Annotated in this window: 25 protein-coding genes; 16 read left to right on the top strand and 9 right to left on the bottom strand. The window is 69.3% G+C overall.

Translation table 11 applies throughout. The features are described 5' to 3' along the window. Nucleotides 1-110 precede the first annotated feature (110 nt). The 3 genes from FB560_RS20135 to FB560_RS20130 all read left to right on the top strand — a co-directional run bounded on the left by FB560_RS20135 (nucleotide 111) and on the right by FB560_RS20130 (nucleotide 2,345). The gene (locus tag FB560_RS20135; protein ID WP_141874476.1) at nucleotides 111-1,280 is read left to right on the top strand and encodes an RtcB family protein; all 1,170 of its coding nucleotides are present in this window, start codon (nucleotides 111-113) and stop codon (nucleotides 1,278-1,280) included. Nucleotides 1,281-1,405: 125 nt separating this feature from the next. Further along, entirely contained in the window at nucleotides 1,406-1,552 is a 147-nt protein-coding gene (locus FB560_RS20770) for a hypothetical protein (protein WP_170198166.1), read from the top strand. Then, on the top strand, nucleotides 1,536-2,345 hold the full coding sequence (locus FB560_RS20130; RefSeq protein ID WP_170198224.1) for an acyl-CoA thioester hydrolase/BAAT C-terminal domain-containing protein: 810 nt from the start codon (nucleotides 1,536-1,538) through the stop codon (nucleotides 2,343-2,345). The genes FB560_RS20770 and FB560_RS20130 overlap by 17 nt, the downstream gene beginning before the upstream one ends. Nucleotides 2,346-2,366: 21 nt before the next feature. Here FB560_RS20130 and FB560_RS20125 read toward each other — a convergent pair whose 3' ends face one another. Together FB560_RS20125 and FB560_RS20120 are read right to left on the bottom strand one after the other, a co-directional pair. Beyond that, a complete protein-coding gene (locus FB560_RS20125; protein ID WP_141874474.1) occupies nucleotides 2,367-3,827 on the bottom strand; it encodes an MFS transporter in 1,461 nt (486 codons plus the stop codon). A 52-nt stretch (nucleotides 3,828-3,879) separates the two neighbouring features. Further along, nucleotides 3,880-5,229: a M20/M25/M40 family metallo-hydrolase gene (locus FB560_RS20120; protein ID WP_141874473.1), complete on the bottom strand. Its 1,350-nt coding sequence runs from the start codon at nucleotides 5,227-5,229 to the stop codon at nucleotides 3,880-3,882. Between the two features lie 95 nt (nucleotides 5,230-5,324). Between FB560_RS20120 and FB560_RS20115 the strand changes: the two genes are divergently transcribed. The 4 genes from FB560_RS20115 to FB560_RS20100 all read left to right on the top strand — a co-directional run bounded on the left by FB560_RS20115 (nucleotide 5,325) and on the right by FB560_RS20100 (nucleotide 7,622). Continuing rightward, the gene (locus FB560_RS20115; RefSeq protein WP_141874472.1) at nucleotides 5,325-6,335 is read left to right on the top strand and encodes an FUSC family protein; all 1,011 of its coding nucleotides are present in this window, start codon (nucleotides 5,325-5,327) and stop codon (nucleotides 6,333-6,335) included. Between the two features lie 38 nt (nucleotides 6,336-6,373). Then, nucleotides 6,374-6,772: a DUF1801 domain-containing protein gene (locus FB560_RS20110; protein WP_141874471.1), complete on the top strand. Its 399-nt coding sequence runs from the start codon at nucleotides 6,374-6,376 to the stop codon at nucleotides 6,770-6,772. A gap of 68 nt (nucleotides 6,773-6,840) precedes the next feature. Further along, nucleotides 6,841-7,113: a glutaredoxin family protein gene (locus FB560_RS20105; protein WP_141874470.1), complete on the top strand. Its 273-nt coding sequence runs from the start codon at nucleotides 6,841-6,843 to the stop codon at nucleotides 7,111-7,113. Between the two features lie 98 nt (nucleotides 7,114-7,211). Continuing rightward, nucleotides 7,212-7,622, top strand: a complete 411-nt coding sequence (locus FB560_RS20100) for a VOC family protein (protein WP_141874469.1) — start codon at nucleotides 7,212-7,214, stop codon at nucleotides 7,620-7,622. Nucleotides 7,623-7,714: 92 nt separating this feature from the next. Here the strand turns inward: FB560_RS20100 and thrC are convergent, their stop codons facing one another. The 4 genes from thrC to FB560_RS20080 form a co-directional block, all read right to left on the bottom strand. Continuing rightward, entirely contained in the window at nucleotides 7,715-9,118 is a 1,404-nt protein-coding gene (gene thrC / locus FB560_RS20095; protein WP_141874468.1) for a threonine synthase, read from the bottom strand. Between the two features lie 85 nt (nucleotides 9,119-9,203). Beyond that, nucleotides 9,204-9,698, bottom strand: coding sequence for a methylated-DNA--[protein]-cysteine S-methyltransferase (locus tag FB560_RS20090; protein WP_141874467.1), 495 nt, complete (start codon nucleotides 9,696-9,698; stop codon nucleotides 9,204-9,206). A gap of 46 nt (nucleotides 9,699-9,744) precedes the next feature. Further along, nucleotides 9,745-10,347: a response regulator transcription factor gene (locus tag FB560_RS20085; protein ID WP_141874466.1), complete on the bottom strand. Its 603-nt coding sequence runs from the start codon at nucleotides 10,345-10,347 to the stop codon at nucleotides 9,745-9,747. After that, nucleotides 10,344-11,543: a sensor histidine kinase gene (locus tag FB560_RS20080; RefSeq protein ID WP_229673032.1), complete on the bottom strand. Its 1,200-nt coding sequence runs from the start codon at nucleotides 11,541-11,543 to the stop codon at nucleotides 10,344-10,346. Before FB560_RS20080 ends, FB560_RS20085 begins: the two co-directional genes overlap by 4 nt. A gap of 156 nt (nucleotides 11,544-11,699) precedes the next feature. Here FB560_RS20080 and FB560_RS20075 point away from each other — a divergent pair, with 156 nt between their 5' ends. After that, nucleotides 11,700-12,242 carry a small multidrug efflux protein gene (locus FB560_RS20075; RefSeq protein ID WP_141874464.1) on the top strand — a complete coding sequence of 181 codons (543 nt, stop codon included), beginning with the start codon at nucleotides 11,700-11,702 and terminating at the stop codon, nucleotides 12,240-12,242. A 262-nt stretch (nucleotides 12,243-12,504) separates the two neighbouring features. Here the strand turns inward: FB560_RS20075 and FB560_RS20070 are convergent, their stop codons facing one another. Beyond that, complete coding sequence (locus FB560_RS20070; protein ID WP_141874463.1) at nucleotides 12,505-13,440, bottom strand: alpha/beta fold hydrolase; 936 nt, start codon at nucleotides 13,438-13,440, stop codon at nucleotides 12,505-12,507. A gap of 167 nt (nucleotides 13,441-13,607) precedes the next feature. Between FB560_RS20070 and FB560_RS20065 the strand changes: the two genes are divergently transcribed. Together FB560_RS20065 and FB560_RS20060 are read left to right on the top strand one after the other, a co-directional pair. Continuing rightward, nucleotides 13,608-13,943 carry an ArsR/SmtB family transcription factor gene (locus tag FB560_RS20065; RefSeq protein ID WP_141874462.1) on the top strand — a complete coding sequence of 112 codons (336 nt, stop codon included), beginning with the start codon at nucleotides 13,608-13,610 and terminating at the stop codon, nucleotides 13,941-13,943. After that, complete coding sequence (locus FB560_RS20060; RefSeq protein WP_141874461.1) at nucleotides 13,943-14,617, top strand: cation diffusion facilitator family transporter; 675 nt, start codon at nucleotides 13,943-13,945, stop codon at nucleotides 14,615-14,617. The genes FB560_RS20065 and FB560_RS20060 overlap by 1 nt, the downstream gene beginning before the upstream one ends. 6 nt (nucleotides 14,618-14,623) lie before the next feature. On the opposite strand, the gene FB560_RS20055 is transcribed toward FB560_RS20060, so the two are convergent. Together FB560_RS20055 and FB560_RS20050 are read right to left on the bottom strand one after the other, a co-directional pair. Continuing rightward, complete coding sequence (locus tag FB560_RS20055) at nucleotides 14,624-15,034, bottom strand: arsenate reductase ArsC (RefSeq protein WP_141874460.1); 411 nt, start codon at nucleotides 15,032-15,034, stop codon at nucleotides 14,624-14,626. After that, nucleotides 15,031-15,450: a hypothetical protein gene (locus tag FB560_RS20050; RefSeq protein ID WP_141874459.1), complete on the bottom strand. Its 420-nt coding sequence runs from the start codon at nucleotides 15,448-15,450 to the stop codon at nucleotides 15,031-15,033. The genes FB560_RS20055 and FB560_RS20050 overlap by 4 nt, the downstream gene beginning before the upstream one ends. A gap of 45 nt (nucleotides 15,451-15,495) precedes the next feature. On the opposite strand from FB560_RS20050, the gene FB560_RS20045 reads away from it, so the two are divergent. The 6 genes from FB560_RS20045 to FB560_RS20020 all read left to right on the top strand — a co-directional run bounded on the left by FB560_RS20045 (nucleotide 15,496) and on the right by FB560_RS20020 (nucleotide 20,469). Beyond that, nucleotides 15,496-16,104 carry a hypothetical protein gene (locus tag FB560_RS20045; protein ID WP_141874458.1) on the top strand — a complete coding sequence of 203 codons (609 nt, stop codon included), beginning with the start codon at nucleotides 15,496-15,498 and terminating at the stop codon, nucleotides 16,102-16,104. Between the two features lie 119 nt (nucleotides 16,105-16,223). Further along, nucleotides 16,224-16,838 carry a copper resistance CopC family protein gene (locus tag FB560_RS20040; RefSeq protein ID WP_141874457.1) on the top strand — a complete coding sequence of 205 codons (615 nt, stop codon included), beginning with the start codon at nucleotides 16,224-16,226 and terminating at the stop codon, nucleotides 16,836-16,838. An 11-nt stretch (nucleotides 16,839-16,849) separates the two neighbouring features. After that, the gene (locus FB560_RS20035; protein ID WP_141874456.1) at nucleotides 16,850-17,389 is read left to right on the top strand and encodes a copper chaperone PCu(A)C; all 540 of its coding nucleotides are present in this window, start codon (nucleotides 16,850-16,852) and stop codon (nucleotides 17,387-17,389) included. Further along, nucleotides 17,389-18,615, top strand: a complete 1,227-nt coding sequence (locus FB560_RS20030; protein ID WP_141874455.1) for a Dyp-type peroxidase — start codon at nucleotides 17,389-17,391, stop codon at nucleotides 18,613-18,615. The genes FB560_RS20035 and FB560_RS20030 overlap by 1 nt, the downstream gene beginning before the upstream one ends. Nucleotides 18,616-18,624: 9 nt before the next feature. Further along, nucleotides 18,625-19,518: an SDR family NAD(P)-dependent oxidoreductase gene (locus FB560_RS20025; protein WP_141874454.1), complete on the top strand. Its 894-nt coding sequence runs from the start codon at nucleotides 18,625-18,627 to the stop codon at nucleotides 19,516-19,518. Nucleotides 19,519-19,563: 45 nt separating this feature from the next. After that, nucleotides 19,564-20,469 carry an arginase family protein gene (locus FB560_RS20020; protein ID WP_141874453.1) on the top strand — a complete coding sequence of 302 codons (906 nt, stop codon included), beginning with the start codon at nucleotides 19,564-19,566 and terminating at the stop codon, nucleotides 20,467-20,469. The last annotated feature ends 39 nt before the right edge of the window (nucleotides 20,470-20,508 follow it).

The following is a 20,508-nucleotide window of genomic DNA, read 5'->3' as shown; positions in this document are numbered from 1 at the left end:
ACGTGCCGTGTGACAGCATCCGCTTTCGCGCAGCCCCGTACCGTCAGGTCCGGGGCTTTTTTCATGAGCATCCCGACCTGTGGCTGACACATCACCCAAGGAAAGGAATCATGGAGAGGCTCTCCGCACGGCTGCTGTCGTGGGCGTCGCTGATCGACGAGAAGACACTCGATCAGGCGCACACCACGGCCCGCATGCCGTTCATCCACCCGCACCTGGCGCTGATGCCGGACGCGCACCTCGGCAAGGGGGCGACGGTCGGCTCGGTCATCCCGACGCTCGGCGCGATCATCCCCGCAGCCGTCGGCGTCGACATCGGCTGCGGCATGATCGCCGTCCGCACGCAGTTCACGAGAAGCGACCTGGACGGTCGCGACCTCGCCGAGCTCCGCGAGCAGATCGAACGCGCCATCCCGCTGTCGGCCGGCCGGTACAACCGCAAGGTCGTCGCCACCGCCGAGCCGCGCATCGCCGAGCTCGAGCAGCTTGCCGAGAAGCACGGCTTCGACCCCGCCCAGTACGCGGGGAACTGGCGCCTGCAGCTGGGAACGCTCGGCTCCGGCAACCACTTCATCGAGGTGTCGGTCGACGAGCTCGACCGGGTGTGGCTGTTCCTGCACTCGGGATCCCGCGGCGTCGGCAACAAGATCGCCGGCCACCACATCGGTGTCGCGCAGAAGCTGGCGAAGCAGTGGTGGATCGACCTCCCCGACCCCGACCTGGCTTACCTGGTGGAGGGCACCCCGGAGTTCACCCGGTACATCCGGGAGCTGCGGTGGGCCCAGCACTTCGCGCTGCTGAACCGGGAGGAGATGATGGACCGGGTCATCCGTCAGGTATCGGAGTTCCTCGGCACCGTGGTGGAGGATCAGGAGCGCATCAACTGTCACCACAACTTCACCGAGTCGGAGAAGCATTTCGGCAAGCAGGTGTGGGTGTCGCGCAAGGGGGCGATCCAGGCCGACGCCGGTCGACCGGGGCTCATCCCGGGGTCGATGGGTACTGCCTCGTACGTCGTGGAGGGTCTCGGCGACCCGCTGTCGCTGAACTCCTCGCCCCACGGAGCGGGACGGGAGTACTCCCGGTCGGCCGCGCGGAAGAGGTTCACACACGATCAGTTGCGGGAGGCGATGATGGGGATCGAGTTCCGTGACACGGACGCCTTCCTCGACGAGATCCCGCAGGCCTACAAGCCGATCGACCAGGTGATGGCGGATGCCGCGAGCCTGGTGACCATCCGGCACACGTTGCGCCAGCTGGTCAACGTGAAGGGCGACTGATTCCGGAGGTGGGCGGGGAGACGTTCTCCGCCCACCTCCGCGATGCGAGCCGTGGGGCCGCCCGTCCCCCACTTCGGCCGCTGGCAGACTCCTCGGATCGATGCCAGCATGAGGGAGTGGGATTCATGAACGACGCGCAGATCTGGACCATGATCGGAGCGTTCAGCACGCTGATGTTCGGAATGCTCACCGGCATCTCCACACTTCGGACGGGATCGCGAGTGACGCTCCCCCGCCATCGACCTGAGGACGACCGTGCATCACGACGTTGACGACGTACACGACGCGTACCCGATCATTCCTTCGGGAACCGCCGTCCTCCTGCTCGCCGGATCGAGCGGGCGGGTCGAGACCCATCGAGCCGACCTTCTCGCGGCGCACGGCGCACGCGTCCGCGCGATCCGTTGGTTCGGCGGGGTCGGTCAACGTCCCGCACCTCACGACGTCCCGCTCGAGCTCTTCTTCGACCATCTCGACGTTCTGCGTCGTGACCACGACCGCGTCGCGATCATGGGGACGTCCTTCGGCGCCGAGGCCGCGTTGGTGACAGCCGCCGTGCAGCCGGTCGACGCGACCATCGCCCTCTCCCCCCCGTCGGTCGTGTGGTCGGGGTTCTCGGCGGGGAACTGGTCGTCGCACTGGACTCTCGACGGCACACCCCTCCCGGCTGTCGCATTCGACCCCGAGTGGACCCCGACGGACGACCCGCCGGAGTACCTCGGTCTCTACGCGCGCAGTCTCGAGCGGGATCCGGATGCAGCGGCCGCAGCGGCTATCGCCGTCGAAGACATCTCGGGTGAGGTGCTGCTCGTCGCAGGCGGCGATGATCGGGTGTGGCCGAGCATCCGGTTCTCCGATGCGATCGTCTCCCGACGGGCCGCTCAGGGGAAGATCACGATGCTGATCACCCTGCCGGAGGCGGGACACCGCGTGCTTCTCCCCGGTGAGACCGCTCCGGAGGGCGGCACCGCGATGGCACGGGGAGGCACTCCCGACGCTGATCGGCGTCTCGGCAGCCTCGCCTGGGGCGAGATCTCCCGTCTCCTGGATCTACGCGCGCGCTGACCAGGCCGGCCGCGCACGTCTTCAGACGATCGGTGCGACCTCGGCGTCGACCCGACGATCCGTGAACGCCGTCTTGGGCACGAACACGAGCAGCACCGCCGCCGCGAGAGCGGTGACACCGCACACGATCCAGACCGTGAAGTAGCCGGCCAGGGAACCTGCCGTCCCCTCCGCGGCACCGGCAGTCGCGGAGACGCCGTGGAGCAACGCGATGCCGAAGACGCACGACGCGATCGCGCCGCCGACCGTCTTGACCGAGTTCGTGAGGCCGGTCGCGACACCGGTCTGCGAGGCCGGAGCAGCCGAGGCCGCCGCCGCCGGAAGCGCGGCGACGAGAGCACCCGAGCCGAGACCGACGATGACCATGTTCGTGATGACCTGGGCATAGGTGGCGTGGAAGGGCAGGAACAGCAGGAATCCGACTCCCACCAGCACCGACGCCCCCATCAGGGTGATCCGCGGCGAGATCCGGCGCGCGAAGAAGGGGAACGACAGCGCACCCACGATCATCGCGATCAGGTACACGCCGATGATCAGCGACGTCGCGAAGCCGGTCGTGCCGAGACCGTAACCGTAGACCGAGGGGTCGGTGCGGGCGAAGGTCGACAACGGCGCCTGGGCCCCGAGCACGCTCACCCCGAACAGACCGGCGGTCAGGAAGACCGGGCCCAGTGCGGGCGAGCGGAACATGCGCACATCGATCAGCGGGTCGTCGTGGCGCAGCTCCCAGAGCGCGAAGGGGATGACCAGCAGGACGCCGAACACGACCACCGCCCACGACCACGGGTTCACCAGGCCGCCATCGAGGCGCAGCAGGCTGAGTCCGCCGGTGAAGCAGATCAGCGCCAGTGAGATGAGGATCAGTCCGACGGTGTCGAAGATGCCGCCCGTGGGCTCCGGCGATTCCTTGACTCCGAACAGGATCACGAAGAAGCACACCACGATGAGCACGGCCGGAACCATCAGCACGATCGTGAGCGGGAGCACATCGATGAGGGCGCCACCCACGAGAGCACCGATGATCGCACCGCCCTCCAGTGCGGCGACCAGCAGCCCTGCGGCTTTGGCGGTGATGCTCGCGCGACCCTCCATCCGGCGCGATCGCGACCAGATGAGGGCGATCTCCAGCGGCAGCCACACCACGTAGAAGCCCATGAGCGACCACGCGATGAGGAACACGGGGAAAGAGTCGGTGAACGGCAGCACGAGCGCTGCCGCCGCGGTGAGCGCGGTCGAGATCAGCAGCATCCGCTTGTGCCCGACCATGTCGCCGAGTTTCGCGAAGGCGGGGACGACCAGCGCCGACAGCATGAGCTGTGCACCCTCGAGCCAGTTGACGTCGGCATCGTGGATGCCCAGGTGGCGGGCGATGTCGGTGAGCATGGGCGTGTAGTAGCCCTGCAGCACACCGCTCGTGAACTCGACGAAGGCGAGGAACCCCACGACGACCGCGAGGGTGCCCAATGTCCGGTTGCGCGTCATCGCGTCTCCTGCTTCTTTCTCGGCCGCGAAGCGCACCGAAGGACGGGTGAGATCACACTAGCCGTTCGAGGAGAGCACGATGGAACCGCTCCCCGCGCTCGAGGGCCGAGACCTCCACGTTCTCGTCGACGCCATGGATCGACGCGCGCTGTGCGTTCGACATCTCCAGCGGCGCGAACCGATACACCGCGGGCGAGAACCGGTGGAAATGACGCGAGTCGGTGGCCGCCATCATGACGTAGGGCACGGCCGGCACCCCGGGATGCGACTCCGCGAGCGCCTCGGCGAGCAGGGCGAACTGCGCGTTGTCCGTGGACGACTCCGGCGAGGGCTCACTCGCCTCGACCACCTGCACCGTGACGAGCGGGTCCCGGATGCGACGTCGCACGCGGAGCACGGTCTGCTGCGTCGTCTCCCCCAGCGCGATGCGCAGATTCACGGTGGCGGATGCCTGCGAGGGGAGCACGTTGGCCGCCGTGCCTCCGGACTGCATCGTCGGGGCGACCGTGGTGCGCACGAGTGCCGCCGGCTCTCCCCCGAGAAGGGCGAACAGCCGCGCGGTGATCAGCGGAGCGGCTCCGAGGAGACGCAGCAGGTGACGGGCGGGACCGGGCGTCTGCTCCGACAGCCGTGTCAGCATCCGCAGGATGGCCCTCGACGCCCGCGGCCGGAAGGTCGCGGGACCGAGGCGGTCCACCGCGCGCGCGATGCGCCGGACAGCCGTGAGCGACGGCGGTGCGGAGGCGTGGCCGCCCTCTCCGCGCGCCGACAGCTTCACGGTCATGACGCCCTTCTCGCCGACGCCGATCATCGCGGCTCGTCCTGGCACGAACGGCAGCGGCGCGTCGACCACGGCGCCGCCCTCGTCGACCACGAGCCAGGGGACGATGCCGCGTTCGCGGAACACCTCGGCGATCTCCTGCGCCGCGCGTCCGTACGTCTCCTCGTTGCCGCCGAACGAGAGGTACACATCCCTCGCCGGGACGAAGCCGTCGCTGAGCAGATTCTCGACCGCTTCGAGCACGACGATGAGCGGGCCCTTGTCATCGAGCGCACCACGTCCGTAGACGACGCCGTCGGCGATGACACCGTCGAACGGCGGATGCGTCCAGGCATCGCTCTCGTCGACGGGAACCACGTCGTAGTGCGCCATCAGGACCACCGGCCCCTCGGGGCCCGTCGTCTTCCCCACCCAGTGGAACAGCAGCCCGAACTCGGTATGACGCTCGAGCGTCAGCTGCGCGTGCGTGAGGGGATAGAGCTCGGCGATCAGCGCCACGAAGCTCTCGAAGGGCTCGGAGCCGCGCTCGTCGAGCTCCGCAGACACGGTGGGCAGCTGGATCATCCGGGACAGTCGTTCGTCGATGCCGGAGCGCACGGTCACTGAGGTCACGTTCGCCATCGTAGCGATCGGGGTTACCGGTGCTGCTGCTCCTCGAGACGCTCTCATCGGTACCCGCGCGCGGGGAGAAGTCTCCGGCGGCGCACAATAGAAGGGTGAGTCTGTTCGCCTTCGCGCCTTCCCGCGGCCCCCGCTGGCCGCTGGCGACCCAGGCGGCTCTCGGCATCGCCGCACCGATCGCGGTGATGACGCTCCTCGGCATGGCGCCCCTGGGGTACATCGCAGCCTCGGGCGCATTCACCGTGCTGTTCGCCGGCTCCGCCGCGGTGGTCGACAGGGCGCGCATCCTGCCCTTCGTCGCCCTGGGCCTGATCCTCTGCGCCGCGCTCGGCGTTCTCGTGTCCGGCAACGACTGGCTCGTCAGCATCGGAGTCGTGCTGGTCGCGATCGCCAGCGCGGCCCTCGCGTTCGGCTTCCGGCTCGGTCCTCCCGGCCCTCTGTTCTTCGTGCTCGTGTTCGGGCTGTCCGCTCATGTGGTCGGCGCCGGATCGATATCGCCGGTCGTGTACGTGGCCGCGCTGGCGGCAGGGTGCGTCTTCTCGTACCTGGTGGCGATGACACCGCTGTTGCTGCCCCGCACGCGGGCGGTGGATGCGCGCGCCCTGCGGGTGCTCCTCCCCGGCCCTGCGTTGACCGCGGACTCCCGCCTGCTGCTGCTGCGTGTCGCCATCGTCGCGGTGCTCGGGGTACTGCTCGGCCTCGTGATCGACCCGGAGCGCACATACTGGATCGTCGGCTCGGCGATCGCGGTGATCGGTGTCGCGGCCGCTCGGCGAGCAGCGTTCCAGCGCGGACTGCATCGCATGCTCGGAACCGTCGTCGGCGCCGGGGTGTACGTGCTCCTCTCGCTCCTGCATCCGAACGGGCTGTGGCTGGCCCTGCTCCTCGGCGCGCTGCAGTTCACGATCGAGCTCGTCGTCGTGCGCCACTACGCTCTCGCTCTCGTGTTCATCACTCCGCTGGTGCTGCTGTTGACCGGCGCTGCGACCGGCAGCATCGGCTCACTGGACGTGGCTCTCGAGCGGATCATCGACACCATCGTCGGGGCGGCACTCGGAGCGGCATCCGGGCTGCTGCATCCGCGTGCGAGTCCCGTGCGCGACTGACCCTCGCGTTCCGCGGGGCAGAGCGACATACTCGGTTCATGACGCGTCCCGCCGAGATCGACGACTACCACCGCAAGCTCTCCCCCTCGGATCAGGAGATCTGTGCGGTGCTCGCCACCCAGATCGAACTGGCGCTCCCCGAGGCGGCGAGCAAGGTCTGGCATGCGCACCCGGTCTGGTTCCTCGACGGCAATCCGATCGTGGGCTACCACCGGCTGAAGGACGCCGTGCGCCTGATGTTCTGGAGCGCCCAGTCGTTCGGACTCCCCGGCCTCACCGCGTCCGGCACCTTCCAGGCCGCAGAGGTGCGCTACGACGACGTCTCCGAGATCGACACCGAAGCTCTCGCCGCCTGGCTGGCCGCCGGGCGCGACATCCAATGGGACTACGAGCACATCCGCACGAACCGAGGTCTCGTCAAGCGCACGGCATTCTGAGGCGGGGAACACCACCGACTGCTCCTCTGTTGCATCCGAGGGAAGACACGCGACCCGAGGAGGCTTCGATGGAACTGACGCTGGTCACCTCCGCGTTCTGCGGGGCGTGCTCGCGCACGCGTGCAGTGCTGGCTGAGGCCGTGCGCTTCCTGCCGGACGCGACCGTCACCGAGATCGATGTCGCACACGATCCTGACGCCGCCGAGGCGCTCGACATCCGTTTCACCCCGACCGTGATCATCCGCGACGGCAGCGGGGCCCAGGTGTTCCGCGCCGAGGGCGTGCCGACGGTCCCGCAGGTGCTCACCGCCGCAGTCAGAGCGCTCCCCCGGTCGACCTAGGGGACTTCGCGCGATCGGTCTTGTGGAGGGGCGACGGCCGTCGCAGACTGGGCGTGAATCGGGTCGGACACGACCCGCCACTCATCCCGGGAGTTCTCATGGCCAACCTCAATCCGTATCTCTCCTTCCGCACAGAAGCACGCCAGGCGATGGAGTTCTATCAGCGCGTGCTCGGCGGGGAACTGGACATCTCCGTGTTCGGCGACTTCCCCGACATGGTCCAGGATCCGAGCCAGAAGGACCTGGTGATGCACGCACAGCTCACCACCCCGGACGGCCTCGTGCTGATGGGCTCGGACTCTCCCGACGGCATGCCCTATGAGATCCCTCAGGGGTTCTCGGTGTCGCTGAGCGGCAACACGCAGGCCAGGACCCAGGAGGTCTGGGACGGGCTCGCCGACGGCGGCACCATCACGATGCCGCTCGACGTTCCGCCGTGGGGCGGGACCTTCGGCATGCTGGTGGATCGCTTCGGCATCCCGTGGATGCTGCACGGCGACCCCGAGTGACCCGCGACTGACGCGAGCGCGCAGAACGGACGAGACCCCGGTCCGCTGATGTCAGCAGAACGGGGTCTCGTCGCGAGTGCGAGGCGTCGGATTCAGCGCAACGCGTGGGCGGCGATGAACGAGCGCAGCGCGTGCTCGTCGTCAGCCATCTCGGTCACGTGCTGGGGCGCATCGAGCATCTGCTGAAGCTCCGGCGAGTAGTCGAGCTCGATGCCGATCGCCTCGAGGATCGTCTCGGCGAACTTCTCGGGCTTCGCGGTCTCGAGCACGAGCATCGGCACGCCGTCCTCGACATGCTCGCGCGCGACCTTCACGCCGTCGGCCGTATGCGGGTCGATGATCTCGCCCGAGGACTCGTGCACCGAGCGGATGGTCGCGAGGCGGTCAGCGTGCGTGCTGGTGCCGCTGACGATGCCGAACTCCTCGGCGAAACGGGGCTGCTGGTCGCTGAAGTCGAAGAAGCCCTGCTCGTCGAGCTCCCGCCAGGCTCCGACGACGCGCTCGGGGTCACGCTCGACGAGCTCGAAGATGAAGCGCTCGAGGTTCGAGGCCTTCGAGATGTCCATCGAGGGACTGGAGGTGGCGAGGGTCTGCGCAGCGCTGCGCGGACGGTAGACGCCCGTGCGGAAGAACTCGTCGAGCACGTTGTTCTCGTTCGCGGCGAGCACGAGACGACGGATCGGCAGGCCCATCTGCTTCGCGAAGAAGCCGGAGAGGATGTTCCCGAAGTTGCCGGACGGCACCGTGAAGGACACCTCGGTCGCGCCATGCGCATCCGTCGCCCGCAGCCAGGCCCAGAAGTAGTAGACGGTCTGCGCCGTGATGCGGGCGAGGTTGATGGAGTTCACCGCGCCCAGGTTCTGCGACCGCTTGAACTCGAGGTCGCCGGCCAGGTGCTTGACCAGGTTCTGGCAGTCGTCGAAGACGCCCTCGACCGCGATGTTGTGCACGTTGGCGTCGTCGAGCGAGAACATCTGCGCCCGCTGGAACGCGCTCATGCGCCCCTGCGGCGAGAGCATGAAGACCGAGATGCGCTCCTTGCCGCGCAGCGCGTGCTCGGCCGCCGAACCGGTGTCACCGGAGGTGGCGCCGAGGATGTTGAGCACCGACCCCTTGCGCTCCAGCGCGTACTCGATCACCTGACCGAGGAACTGCATCGCCATGTCCTTGAACGCCAGGGTCGGCCCCTCGGACAGTCCGACGAGTGTGAGACCGTCGCCGATCGCGCGCAGCGGGACGACACTCTCGGGGAACGCGGCGTAGGCCGCATCCGTCATGCGCGCGAGGTCTTCGCGGGGGATGTCGGTCGCGAAGAGTCCGAGCACTTCGGTCGCGAGCTGCGGGTAGGTCAGCGCCCGCCAGCGCTCGAGCGTCTCGGGGCTGACGGTCGGCATCACCTCGGGAACGGCGAGCCCCCCATCGGGCGCGAGGCCCTCCAACAGCGTCTCGCTGAACGGCTGCGGCTGCATACCGCCGCGGGTGGAGATGAACTGCACGTTGGCTCCTCGGCTCGGGACTCGGCGTGTCCATTCTCTCAGGCCGGGCCGACGCCCGATGACGGGATGACGGATGCCGCCGCGCTCAGAACAGAGACGTCGGCAGCGCGCCCTCGTGCTCGAGCAGCCACCGCTTGGTCACGAGTCCTTCGCCGGGGTCGCCTCCGGAGTATCCACCCAGCCCGTCGCCGGCGACCACGCGATGGCACGGCACGATCAGCGGCACCGGGTTCGCGCCCATGATCGAACCGATCCCCCGCGCCGGCACCGTCGTGCCGCTGCGCGCCGCCAGACCGCCGTAGGTGATGGTCTCGCCGTGGCCGACCGTCTCGTACAGCGCCATCAGCACCGCGCGGGTGGCGACGGTCTGGTCACCGAGGTCGATCGGCACGTCGAAGGTGCGCAACCGCCCATCGAAGTACGCGCGCAGTTGGGCGAGTGCCTCCTCGACCAGCGCATCCGGCGCCGGGGCGACGCCCTCGGGGGCATCGGATCGCCAGGTGACCCGCGTGATCGCGGAGCCGTCGCTCACGACGCCGACCACACCCACCGGGGTCGACAGTGATCCGAACGCGCTCATGCGATGAGGCTACCCCGGTGCGGCGACACCGCCGCCGCACCATCGATCAGATCCAGCCGCGCTCCTCGGCGATCAGCACCGCCTGCTGGCGCGTGCCGACCGAGAGCTTGCCGAGGATCGCCGAGATGTGGTTGCGCACGGTGCCCGGCGCCAGGGCGAGTGCGCGGGCGATCTGACCCGTGGTCTCCCCGCGTCGTCCGGCGCGCAGCACGTCGAGTTCGCGATCCGTCAGCGGTGAACGCTCGTCGCTCAGGGCATCGGCGGCGACCTCGGGATCGACGTAGCGCGCGCCGGCGGCGACGCGGCGGATGACGGCTGCCACCTCATCGGCGCCGCGGGACTTGGGCAGGAACCCCGCGACGCCGGATGCCAGCGCCCGACGCAGCACGCCCGGTCGGGCATGACGGGTCACGACGATGCAGCGCGTCGCGATCGACCTGTGCAGACGTTCGGAGACCTGCACCCCGTCGAGCCCGGGCATCTCCAGGTCGAGCAGACAGACATCGGGATGCAGCCGGAGCGCCTCCGCGACCGCCTGCTCCCCGTCCTCGCACTCCGCGATGACCTCGATGTCGTCTTCGAGGCGCAGCAACGCGGCGAGCGCTGAGCGGATCATGGCCTCGTCGTCGGCGAGCAGCACCCGGATCATCGCGTCTCCTCCGTGTGCGCAGGAACCCTCACCGTGACCGTGAACTCCTCGGCGTCGCGTCGCACCTCGAGCGCGCCGTGCGCTTCATCGATACGGCGTCGGATGCCGTCGAGTCCGGAGCCTGCGGCATCCTGCGGCGCAGCGCCGATCGCATCATTCGAGATCGTGTACCGCCACGCGTCTCCCGTCCGCGCGAGCACGAGCCGTGCGCGGTGGCCGCCACCGTGACGGAGCACGTTCGTGGTGGTCTCCCGGATCACCGGGCCCAGGGCCGCGGCGGGAGCTTCGTCGGCATCCGCGGGGATGATCGCCTCGACATCGAGTCCGGCGGCGCGGAGCAGGTCGCGCGCGTTCGCGATCTCATCGCCCAGAGGAACAGAGCGGAAACGCAGCGCGAGGTCTCGCGTGCCCTGTCGGGCGTCGTCGACGCTCGCGCGCGCGGCACGGAGCTGCTCCATTCCGGCATCGACATCCTGCGGCATCAGTCTTTCCGCGAGTTCCAGCTGCAGCGCCACCACCTGCAGATGATGGCCCTGGAGGTCGTGCACGTCGGTCGCGACACGCAGCCGCTCCTGGGTCGCGGCGAGGCGCGCCTCCGAAGCCCGCGCCCTGTCGAGCGTGATCAGCACGTCCCACCACCACAGCGAGCTCACGGTCATGATCGGCAACAGCACCGTGTAGACCACCGGGAACAGCAGCGGGATCTCGTCCGAGACGTCGAAGTTCGAATCGACCACGGCGACGCAGGCCAGGGCCACGGTCATGGCGATGACCACCCGGTAGCGCACGCCACGCGGCCAGTTCAACAGCACGAGCGACTGGGCGATCGGCATCAGCATCAGCTGCCAGCTCCCGGCGACGACTCCCGCCGCGATCCCATATGCCAGGGCGACCAGCAGCGGCACGATCAGGCGCGCCCAGCGCACACCCGGTTCCGCGTCGAGCCGATGCCGATAGTCGACGAGCAGCGGAATCGTGGAGGCGATCCAGAGCAGCCCGCCGCCGCCCACGACGATGCCGACGAACGCCCGCAGATCGACGGCCACCGCGACGCCGGTCCACAGCCCGATCAGCGCCAGCTCGAAGGCGATGACCGCCGTCGCCGTGTACCACCAGGTCGCGGTGACGCCACGGGACAGCTGTCGGGCCCCCGGCGTCGGAGCGGCGGGGTCGAGGGGCGCGTCAGGGCTGCTCACCCCACCCACGATACGGGCGTGACAGTTGTCACGGATTGCACGTGCGATCCACCCGGAAAGAGGTGACAGCTCGGCACTGCCGCTCGACGCACCATCGCGATGGACTGGGATCATCGCGACGGGGAGACCGTTGCACCGACATCCAGGAGCATCACCATGAACCTCATCGAAACCTTCCAGAACCTGGTCGCCCAGGTCCCGGATCTCGTGCAGCCGCTCATCGTCGCTCTCGCCGGCGCCATCCCGTTCATCGAGGGCGAAGGTGCCGCGGGTATCGGCATCATCGGCGGCATCCCTCCCGTGATCGCCGCCATCGCCGCCATGATCGGAAACTTCGTCTGCGTCGCGATCCTCGTGCTCGCGAGCTCCGGAGCCCGCCAGGCGATCGTCAACCGGGCGCGCAGCCGCGAGTCCGTGATCGCCGGTGGTGGAGCGCCGCTCGTCGACGAGACGCCCTCCCCCGAGGCGGGCCGCAGCGCCGCCCGCACGGAGAAGTTCCAGCGTGCGTTCGAGCGCTACGGCGTTCCCGGGGTGAGCCTTCTCGGCCCGCTCCTCCTCCCCACCCACTTCACCGCGACGATGCTCGCGGCTGCGGGGATCGGCAAGGCGCGCATCCTCCTCTGGCAGGCTGTCGCGATCGTCGGCTGGACCACGATCGTCGCCGTGATCGTCGGCAGCGCGGTCTACGCCGTCAGCTGACCGGACCACACGCAGAACACCCCCGTCGGGTCGGCGGGGGTGTTCTGCGTTGTCGGGGCGCGAGGCGTGCTGCGCCCGGCATCCTTCGTTGTCGTCCTCCCGTACCGTGCGGCGTCTCCGGCGGCGGTCCCGGCGATGGTCCGGGCGGCATCCCGGCGATGGATCACGGAGGATGACGATCCGCGGGCGGTTCCGTGAGGGAGCGGGTACACGAAAGCGGTTGCCGACCCGTCCACGACGAGGTCGGCAACCGCTGCAGGGGTCAGTCAGACAGCGCCGAGAGGAACGCGGTGGTCCGCTGGGCGATCTCCGGCGACAGCTCGTGGTGCAGGTAGTGCGGTCCGTCGAGGACCACGACCTCGCCGTGCTCCACGCTCGCCGCCTGCTTCTCGTGGATCTCGATCCACTCCGCGGTGTCGTTCGCGCTGACGAACTCCAGCACCGGCAGGTCGGCCGGGAAGACCGCCCCGCTCACCGCGGCGAAGTTGCCCGGGGTGTGTTCGACCTCGTCGATCATGGTGGGGGCTCCCGCGTTCTTCGCGCTCAGCATCGCCATCTGCCGCCGGGACTCGTCGTCGTAGGGCAGTCCGTCGTAGGGGTCGCCCGCGATCACGGCGAGCAGTCGGGTGATGCCGAGGTTGCGCAGCACCACCATGGCGTCTGTCGGAATCGGCTCGTCGGCGCCCGCCTGATCCGGCACGCTGTTGTCGATGCCCACGAAGGCCGTGAGCTCGTCGGGGTACGCGGCGCTGTAGGTCAGCGCATAGATGCCGCCGATGGAGTGCGCCATCAGCGTGTACTTCGTGACGCGGAGCTGCTGGAGCGCCTCATGGATCTCCTCCGTGATGTTCTCGGCCGTGCGCGGGCTGTCGGTGGCGTCGCTGAGTCCGGTGCCGAAGGGCTCCACGACGACCACGCGGTGGTCCTTCGCCAGCTCGTCCGTCAGCGGCTGGAAGTCGAGTCCGGGCGACGCCGTGCCGAGGCCGGGCAGCAGCACGATCGTCTCCTCGCCGTCGCCTTCGACCACGACGTTCATGGTCCTGCCGTCGACCTCCACCCCCTCCCCGTAAGCGGTGATCTGGGTGGACTCCACCTGCGTGGCGATGACGTTCACGATCGCCGTGGTCGCGACAGCGAGCACGGGGATGGCGACGATGACGCCGATGGTGATGAGCAGGGACTTCGCGAACTTCCGCATGGGTTCCGATCGATCGGGGTCCGGGGGCACCGGACCGGCAGTGTCCTCTCAGCACATCACCGACGACATCCGCCCAGAAGTGTCCTGCCGTCATCGGTCGTGGTGACAACTGTCACGACCTTCATTCACAATTGCCTGAATTCAGGATTATCTGTACTCTCGATACCGTGATCACCGCACCCGCTTCTCTGACGCACACCGCCGCCGTCGCCCGCCTCGGACACGCGCTCTCCGACCCCACCCGCGCCGGCATCCTGCTCGCACTGCGGGAGAACGCCTCGTACCCGGCCGACCTCGCGGACTCCCTGGGGGTCTCTCGTCAGGTGATGTCGAACCACCTGGCCTGCCTGCGCGGATGCGGCCTGGTCGAGAGCGTGCCGGACGGCCGCCGCAGCCGGTACCAGCTGGCCGATGAGCACCTCGCACCTGCCCTGAACGAGCTGATGCGCGTGGTGCTGATCGTCGAACCCGACTGCTGCTCGGGCGACGGGTGCACCTGCTGATGTCGACCACTGTCTCCTCGGCACGGCGCGAGACCCTGCACCGGCGCATCCGTCTGATCGTGGCGATCACGATCGGGTACAACCTGATCGAAGCGGTCATCGCGATCACTGCCGGCTCGGTCGCGTCGTCTGCCGCTCTGATCGGTTTCGGACTCGACTCCACGATCGAGGTGCTCTCGGCCGCCGCCGTCGCCTGGCAGTTCACCCGCCGTGATCCGGAACGTTGGGAGAAGCCCACGCTGCGCGTGATCGCGGTGGCGTTCTTCGCCCTCGCGATCTACGTCACCGCGACCTCGGTGCTGTCCCTCGTGACAGCCCAGCGTCCGGAGCACAGCGCCGTGGGCATCGTGCTGACGGCGATCAGCGTGGCCGTGATGCCCTTCCTTTCTCTCGCGGAACGTCGGGCCGGCCGGGAGATCGGGTCCGCGACCGCGGTCGCCGACTCGAAGCAGACACTGATCTGCACCTACCTGTCGGCCGCCGTCCTCATCGGGCTCGTCGCGAACACCCTGTTCGGATGGTGGTGGGCGGATGCCGTGGCCGGTCTCGTCATCGCGGCCTTCGCCGTGCGCGAGGGCCTGGAGGCCTGGAGGGGCGACGCCTGCGCCACGTCGGTGGGCATGCTCCTCGAAGACGAGCACGACCACCACGCGCACGACCACCACGCGCACTGAGCGCGGTCAGGGTGCGATGAGCTCCGAGACCAGCACTTCGATGCGCGCACGGATGTCATCGCGGATCGGTCGCACGGCGTCGATCCCCTGGCCGGCCGGATCGTCGAGCGCCCAGTCCTCGTAGCGCTTGCCGGGGAAGAACGGGCAGGCGTCGCCGCACCCCATCGTGATGACCACGTCCGACGCCTGCACGGCTTCGGTCGTCAGGATCTTGGGCTGCTCGGTGGTGATGTCGATCCCCACCTCCTGCATCGCCGCGACGGCGACAGGGTTGATCTGATCGGCGGGCATCGAGCCTGCCGAGCGCACCTCGATGCGATCGCCCGCGATCTCGCGCAGGAAGCCGGCCGCCATCTGCGAGCGACCCGCGTTGTGCACGCAGACGAAGAGGACGGAGGGCGTTGCCGCAGCGGTCATGAGGACTCCGGGATCGAGGGGGCGGGTTCTGAGCGGGCGAGCAGTCGACGTACGGCGCCGCGCGACAGCATGAGGACGATGATCAGCAGGGTGACGAGGAAGAAGCCCCCGAGCTGCACGGCATCGCCGAAGACGAGGTCGACGAGCTCCAGCACGAGGAACTTGCTCCCCGGGAGCACCAGGACAAGGACGACGACGCCGATCACCCGGGAGGCGACGGCCCCCTCGGAGCGGACGCGCGCAAGCGCCTTCGACTTCACCCACACGACGATCTCGAGCACGATCTTCAAGAGGATCGCGGTGAGGAGAGCCAGCAGGAACGTCTCGGAGATCACGGCGGGGAAGAGCTGGCTGAAGGCTCCGAGGACCACGAGATACACCAGGACATCGACGAGATCGATCGGGCGGATCCGCATGCGTGGAGTCTATCGAGTAGACATCCGCCTGACAGAATGGGGATCGTGCATCAGTCCAGGAGACCCGCGGTCCTGCGCGGGTTCGCGGCGTCGTCCGTGGCGATCTTCGCCGCGCTCGCCGGCCACGTCTCCGCCGGCGGCGCGATGCCGGGGCCTCTGGGCATCGCGGTTCCCTGGGTCCTCTCGTTCATGGTGTGCGTGCTGCTCGCCGGACGTCGGCTCTCCGCACTGAGGCTCACGTTCTCGGTCGCGATCAGCCAGTTCCTCTTCCACATGCTCTTCGTGCTGGGGACGGTGTCCTCCGCGGGCGTCGTCGCGCCGCACGTGCACGGATCTCCCGTCGTCCTTCCCGCGATCGCCGGCAGCGCCGAGACCGTCGTCGCCCTCGACGCCACCATGTGGGTCGGCCACGCCTTCGCCGCCCTGGTCACGATCGTCGCCCTGTACCGCGGCGAGCGCCTGCTGCTCGGTCTGCGCGACCTCGCACAGCAGAGCATCCGGTGGGTGCAGCGACGCATCGATGCCGTCCTGGCCGCACCCGTCCCTCATCGTGCGACGCGCACCGCCCTCGGCGCGAGGATCGATGCGCTGCGCAGCACCCCTCTTCTCGCGACCCTTCGCGGACGCGCCCCGCCCTCGCACCTCGCGGTCTGATCCACGCCCCGGCTGTCCGTGCCGGTGGTGATCCGCGCCCGCCCGGAGTCTCCTCCGAGCGCGCGCTCCGAACGCACGTGCGGCGTCGCTCGACGACGCCAGTCGAGAGGTCCTTCATCATGTCTCCTGTCCGCCGCTGGACGGTGGGGGTGACGGTGGCAGCGGTCGCGGTTCTCGCGACGGCTCTGCCGGCATCCGCCCACGACGCCCTGGTCCACAGCACCCCGCAAGTCGACGAGCGGCTGGCCGCCGCCCCCGAGAGCATCGTCCTGACGTTCTCCGGCGAGCTGCTGACGCTCGGCGACTCGACCACGGGTGCCGTGGTCATCGTGATCGATGAGGACGGGCGCGACTGGGCCGGCGATGATGTCGCGGTCACGGGCAACACCGTGACCGTCGACGTCGATCCGGGTATGCCGGCTGCCGGCTACCAGGTGCGGTGGCAGGTCGTCTCGGAAGACGGGCATCCGATCTCGGGCATCGTCCCGTTCACGATCGGAGATGCGGAGCCGATGGCGATGCAGGGAGCAGGCGGCGGAGAGACCGCCGCTGATGCAGAGGACCCCGGGGATCAGACCACTCAGGAACCGGGCGGCGTGCCTCGCGCGCTGCTCATCGGCGGAGGCGGGGCGGTCATCGCCGTCGCCGCGTTCGCCCTCCATCGATTCCTTCGCCGTCCACGGACGGCAACTGAGGTGCCCGAGAGCGACGGCACCCCAGAACGAAAACTGTGAAAGGTCATCCCATGAACACCACTTCCCTGAAGCCCCTCTCGCGACTCGGCGCACTCGTCGCGGTCTCGCTGCTCGCGCTCACCGGATGCGCCGCCACGAGCGCTCCGTCCGAATCGGAATCCGCTCCAGCGGGCGACTCGATCACGATCGAGGACGCGTGGGTGAAGTCCGCGGAAGAGGGCATGTCAGCAGCGTTCGGCACCCTCACCAACGCCGGCGCGGAGGACGTCACCGTGGTCTCCGCCGAGACGGCCGCGTCGAGCATGGTCGAGCTGCACGAGACCGTGGAGAACGAGGCCGGCGAGATGGTCATGCGCGAGATCGAGGGCGGGTTCGTGATCCCGGCCGGAGGCTCCCTTCTCCTCGAGCCCGGAGCCAGCCACATCATGCTCATGGACCTGGCGGCACCGCTGCAGGCCGGGGCAGAGGTCACCGTCACCCTGACGTTCTCCGACGACTCGACGTACGAGTTCACCGCTCCCGTGAAGGACTACTCGGGCGCGAACGAGAACTACGAGGACGGCGACGAGCACGAGGGCATGGATCACTGATGCCGGCGCCCGCTGAGGGCGCGCGCTCCGATCGCACCGGGTCGACCCGGCGGCAGTTCCTCCTCGGAGGAGCTGTCGCCGGCGTCGGCGCGGCCGCGGCGATCGGTGTCGACTACGCGCTCAATCGACAGGACACTCCGGCGCCCACGCCGACGACACCGATGAACGGAGACGAGGTCGTCCCCTTCTTCGGCGTCCACCAGGCAGGGATCGACACCCCGGCGCAGGCGCACGGTCTGTTCCTGGGGCTCGACCTCCTCGCCACGACCGACCGTGAAGGACTCACCCGGTTGCTGCGCATCCTCACGGACGACGCCGCCCGGCTCACTCAGGGCACCCCGGCGCTGGCGGACTCGGAGCCCGAGCTCGCGATGGCCCCGGCGCGTCTGACCGTGACCTTCGGATTCGGCCCTGGCCTCGTCGCGCGCGCGGCAGGGACCGGGCCGTCCTGGCTCGCGCCGCTCCCCGCGTTCACGGTCGACCGACTCCAGCCGGAGTTCAGCGACGGTGACCTGCTGCTGCAGATCGCCGGCGACGATCCGCTGACCGTGGCGCACGCGGCACGCATGCTGCTGAAGGACACCCGCAGCTTCACGAGCCTGCGGTGGAGCCAGAACGGATTCCGCCGTGCCTATGGCACGGAGCGCCCCGGAACCACCATGCGCAACCTGTTCGGCCAGGTCGACGGCACCACGAACCCGCTGCCGGGAACGAAGGGCTTCGACGCCGTGGTGTGGTCGGATGACGGCTGGCTGGCCGGTGGTACGGGCGCCGTGATCCGCCGCATCCGGATGGACCTCGACAAGTGGGATCGCTTGGACCGCAGCGGACGAGAGGCGTCGGTCGGACGCAACCTGGTGAACGGCGCTCCGCTGACCGGGCAGAAGGAGTTCGACGAACCCGACTTCGCGGCCACGACCGCGATCGGCTTCCCCGTCATCCCGCAGTTCGCGCACATCCGGCGCGCGCGGGGCGAGGACGGAGAGCAGATCTTCCGTCGCGCCTACAACTACGACGAGAGACCGGCCGGGAGCAGCGTCTCGGAGTCCGGTCTGATCTTCGTGTCGTTCCAGGCCGACGTCGACCGCCAGTTCACGCCGATGCAGCGGCGGCTCGACGAACTCGACCTGCTCAATGAATGGACCACGCCGATCGGCTCCGCCGTCTTCGCCGTGCCACCGGGATGCCGCGAGGGCGGCTTCATCGGCGAGACGCTGCTCGCGTAGGTTGAGGGGATGGATGCCTCCGCCGAACTGCATGGCCGCACGATCCTCGTCACCGGCGCGAACGCGGGGATCGGCTACTGGTGCGTCGAGCAGCTCGCGGCACGAGGGGCCCGCGTCGTGCTGGGATGCCGGTCGCCCGAGCGCGCACAGCAGGCCGTGGATGCGGTCAGGTCGCAGGTGCCCCAGGCCGATCTGGGCATCCTCCCCCTCGATCTCGGGTCCCTCGCGAGCGTCGCCGAGGCGGCATCCGGTCTCGACGAACGACTCGACGCCGTCATCTGCAACGCCGGGGTCAAAGCCGCGCAGCGCGAGGCCCGCACCAGCGATGGGCTCGACCTGATGGTGGGCACGAACTTCCTCGGTCACTTCGCGCTCATCGCCCAGCTCGAGCACACCCTGGCGGAGGACGCCAGGGTGGTCGCGGTCGGGTCGCTCGCCCACCGTTTCGCCGCCATCGACCCCGCCACGCTCTCCGACCCGTGGCGGGGATCCTCCCTGCGGCAGTACGGGCGCTCGAAGGCGGCGCTCATCGCGTTCGCGTTCGAGCTCGACCGCCGCTGGGCCGATTCCCCTCGCATGGCGGTCTGCGCGCACCCGGGCTATGCGGTCGATCCGCTCACGCCGCAGCGCCCCGGTGCGGTCGAGGTCTCCTCTCTCGTGCGCGCGCTCGCTGCGGCGACCCGCGTCGTCGTGCAGGGAAAGGACGGTGGCGCGCTGCCGATCGTGCAGGCGGCCACGGGTGCCGACGTCGTGTGCGGCGACTACTGGGGACCGCGCGGTGCGCTGGAGTTCCGGGGCGCCCCGGCCCGCGTCCGCGCGTCGGACGAGGTACGCTCCCCCGCCACCGGTGCCGCGCTGTGGTCCGCCGCCGAAGACCTCACCGGGCTGCGCTTCTCGGCCTGAAGTCGCAGCGGCGGCGGCGTCCGACCCCCTCGCCAGACTGAGCGCATGATCACCCTGCTCTCCGCCCCCAGCAACCTGGGGCTCCGCCCGCCGCAGCCCGGAAGCGTCCCCGGCGCGGCGAAGGCACCCGAGGCGCTGCGCGAGGCCGGGCTGTTCCACCGATTCGCCACTCTCGGTGCTCGTGACGGAGGCGTCGTCCTTCCGGGGCGCTACGTCGACGATGACGACACCAGGACGGCCGGGCACGTCCGCAACGAGACGGCGATGATCGACCACTCCCGACGACTCTCCGCACGGATCACCGCCGCGCTCCAGGCCGGAACCGCACCGTTGGTGATCGGCGGCGACTGCGCTGTGCTCCTCGGCGCAGGGCTCTCGGCGGTGCACCATGGCGATACCGGGCTCGTGCACATCGACGGACACACCGACTTCCGTCACCCCGGCAACAGCGAGGAGTGCGCGAGTGTGGCCGGCGAAGCACTCGCCGCGGCGGTCGGACGGCACTGGCCCGCCGTCGCGGACATCGACGGACAGGGGCCGTACTTCTCCGCTGACCGCACCGCCCACATCGGCCACCGCGCCGACGACGAGGAGCAGGAAGAGGTGCGTGGCATCCTGGCTCGCGTGACGCCGGCCGCGGACGTCGCCTCGCGCGGTGCCGCCCTCGTCGCGGCCGAGTCCGCCGCGGTCGCCGGCGCGAGGTACTGGCTTCAGGTCGATGTCGACGTGCTCGACCCGACCGTGATGCCCGCCGTCGACAGCCCCGACCCCGGCGGTCTCTCGGCGGCCGACCTTACCGCGCTCCTCCGCGCCCTCGCGCCGAACGCGATCGGCGCATCCGTGACCGTGTTCGATCCCGATCTCGACCCCGAGGGGCGATACGCCCGGTTGCTCGTCGGCATCCTCGCGGAGGGACTGGGCGGCCTGGGGAGCGCCGTTCACGCGGCCTGACGCCTCGGCGCACGGTCGCGGCACACACCGACCCGAGGT

The organism is Microbacterium saperdae (assembly GCF_006716345.1).
GTDB lineage: Bacteria > Actinomycetota > Actinomycetes > Actinomycetales > Microbacteriaceae > Microbacterium > Microbacterium saperdae.
The sequence above is the reverse complement of the archived record's forward strand: the minus strand, read 5'-3'. Positions and strand labels throughout refer to the sequence as shown.

Excerpts from the sequence above, each read along its gene's own strand:
- FB560_RS20105 (WP_141874470.1), top strand. The coding sequence starts at position 6,841 with ATGGAACTGACGCTGGTCACCTCCGCGTTCTGCGGGGCGTGCTCGCGC.
- FB560_RS20035 (WP_141874456.1), top strand. The coding sequence starts at position 16,850 with ATGAACACCACTTCCCTGAAGCCCCTCTCGCGACTCGGCGCACTCGTC.
- FB560_RS20060 (WP_141874461.1), top strand. The coding sequence starts at position 13,943 with ATGTCGACCACTGTCTCCTCGGCACGGCGCGAGACCCTGCACCGGCGC.
- FB560_RS20125 (WP_141874474.1), bottom strand. The coding sequence starts at position 3,827 with ATGACGCGCAACCGGACATTGGGCACCCTCGCGGTCGTCGTGGGGTTC.
- FB560_RS20090 (WP_141874467.1), bottom strand. The coding sequence starts at position 9,698 with ATGAGCGCGTTCGGATCACTGTCGACCCCGGTGGGTGTGGTCGGCGTC.
- FB560_RS20055 (WP_141874460.1), bottom strand. The coding sequence starts at position 15,034 with ATGACCGCTGCGGCAACGCCCTCCGTCCTCTTCGTCTGCGTGCACAAC.
- FB560_RS20100 (WP_141874469.1), top strand. The coding sequence starts at position 7,212 with ATGGCCAACCTCAATCCGTATCTCTCCTTCCGCACAGAAGCACGCCAG.
- FB560_RS20025 (WP_141874454.1), top strand. The coding sequence starts at position 18,625 with ATGGATGCCTCCGCCGAACTGCATGGCCGCACGATCCTCGTCACCGGC.
- FB560_RS20020 (WP_141874453.1), top strand. The coding sequence starts at position 19,564 with ATGATCACCCTGCTCTCCGCCCCCAGCAACCTGGGGCTCCGCCCGCCG.
- FB560_RS20770 (WP_170198166.1), top strand. The coding sequence starts at position 1,406 with ATGAACGACGCGCAGATCTGGACCATGATCGGAGCGTTCAGCACGCTG.
- FB560_RS20135 (WP_141874476.1), top strand. The coding sequence starts at position 111 with ATGGAGAGGCTCTCCGCACGGCTGCTGTCGTGGGCGTCGCTGATCGAC.
- FB560_RS20070 (WP_141874463.1), bottom strand. The coding sequence starts at position 13,440 with ATGCGGAAGTTCGCGAAGTCCCTGCTCATCACCATCGGCGTCATCGTC.
- FB560_RS20110 (WP_141874471.1), top strand. The coding sequence starts at position 6,374 with ATGACGCGTCCCGCCGAGATCGACGACTACCACCGCAAGCTCTCCCCC.
- FB560_RS20075 (WP_141874464.1), top strand. The coding sequence starts at position 11,700 with ATGAACCTCATCGAAACCTTCCAGAACCTGGTCGCCCAGGTCCCGGAT.
- FB560_RS20085 (WP_141874466.1), bottom strand. The coding sequence starts at position 10,347 with ATGATCCGGGTGCTGCTCGCCGACGACGAGGCCATGATCCGCTCAGCG.
- FB560_RS20040 (WP_141874457.1), top strand. The coding sequence starts at position 16,224 with ATGTCTCCTGTCCGCCGCTGGACGGTGGGGGTGACGGTGGCAGCGGTC.
- FB560_RS20120 (WP_141874473.1), bottom strand. The coding sequence starts at position 5,229 with ATGGCGAACGTGACCTCAGTGACCGTGCGCTCCGGCATCGACGAACGA.
- FB560_RS20030 (WP_141874455.1), top strand. The coding sequence starts at position 17,389 with ATGCCGGCGCCCGCTGAGGGCGCGCGCTCCGATCGCACCGGGTCGACC.
- FB560_RS20050 (WP_141874459.1), bottom strand. The coding sequence starts at position 15,450 with ATGCGGATCCGCCCGATCGATCTCGTCGATGTCCTGGTGTATCTCGTG.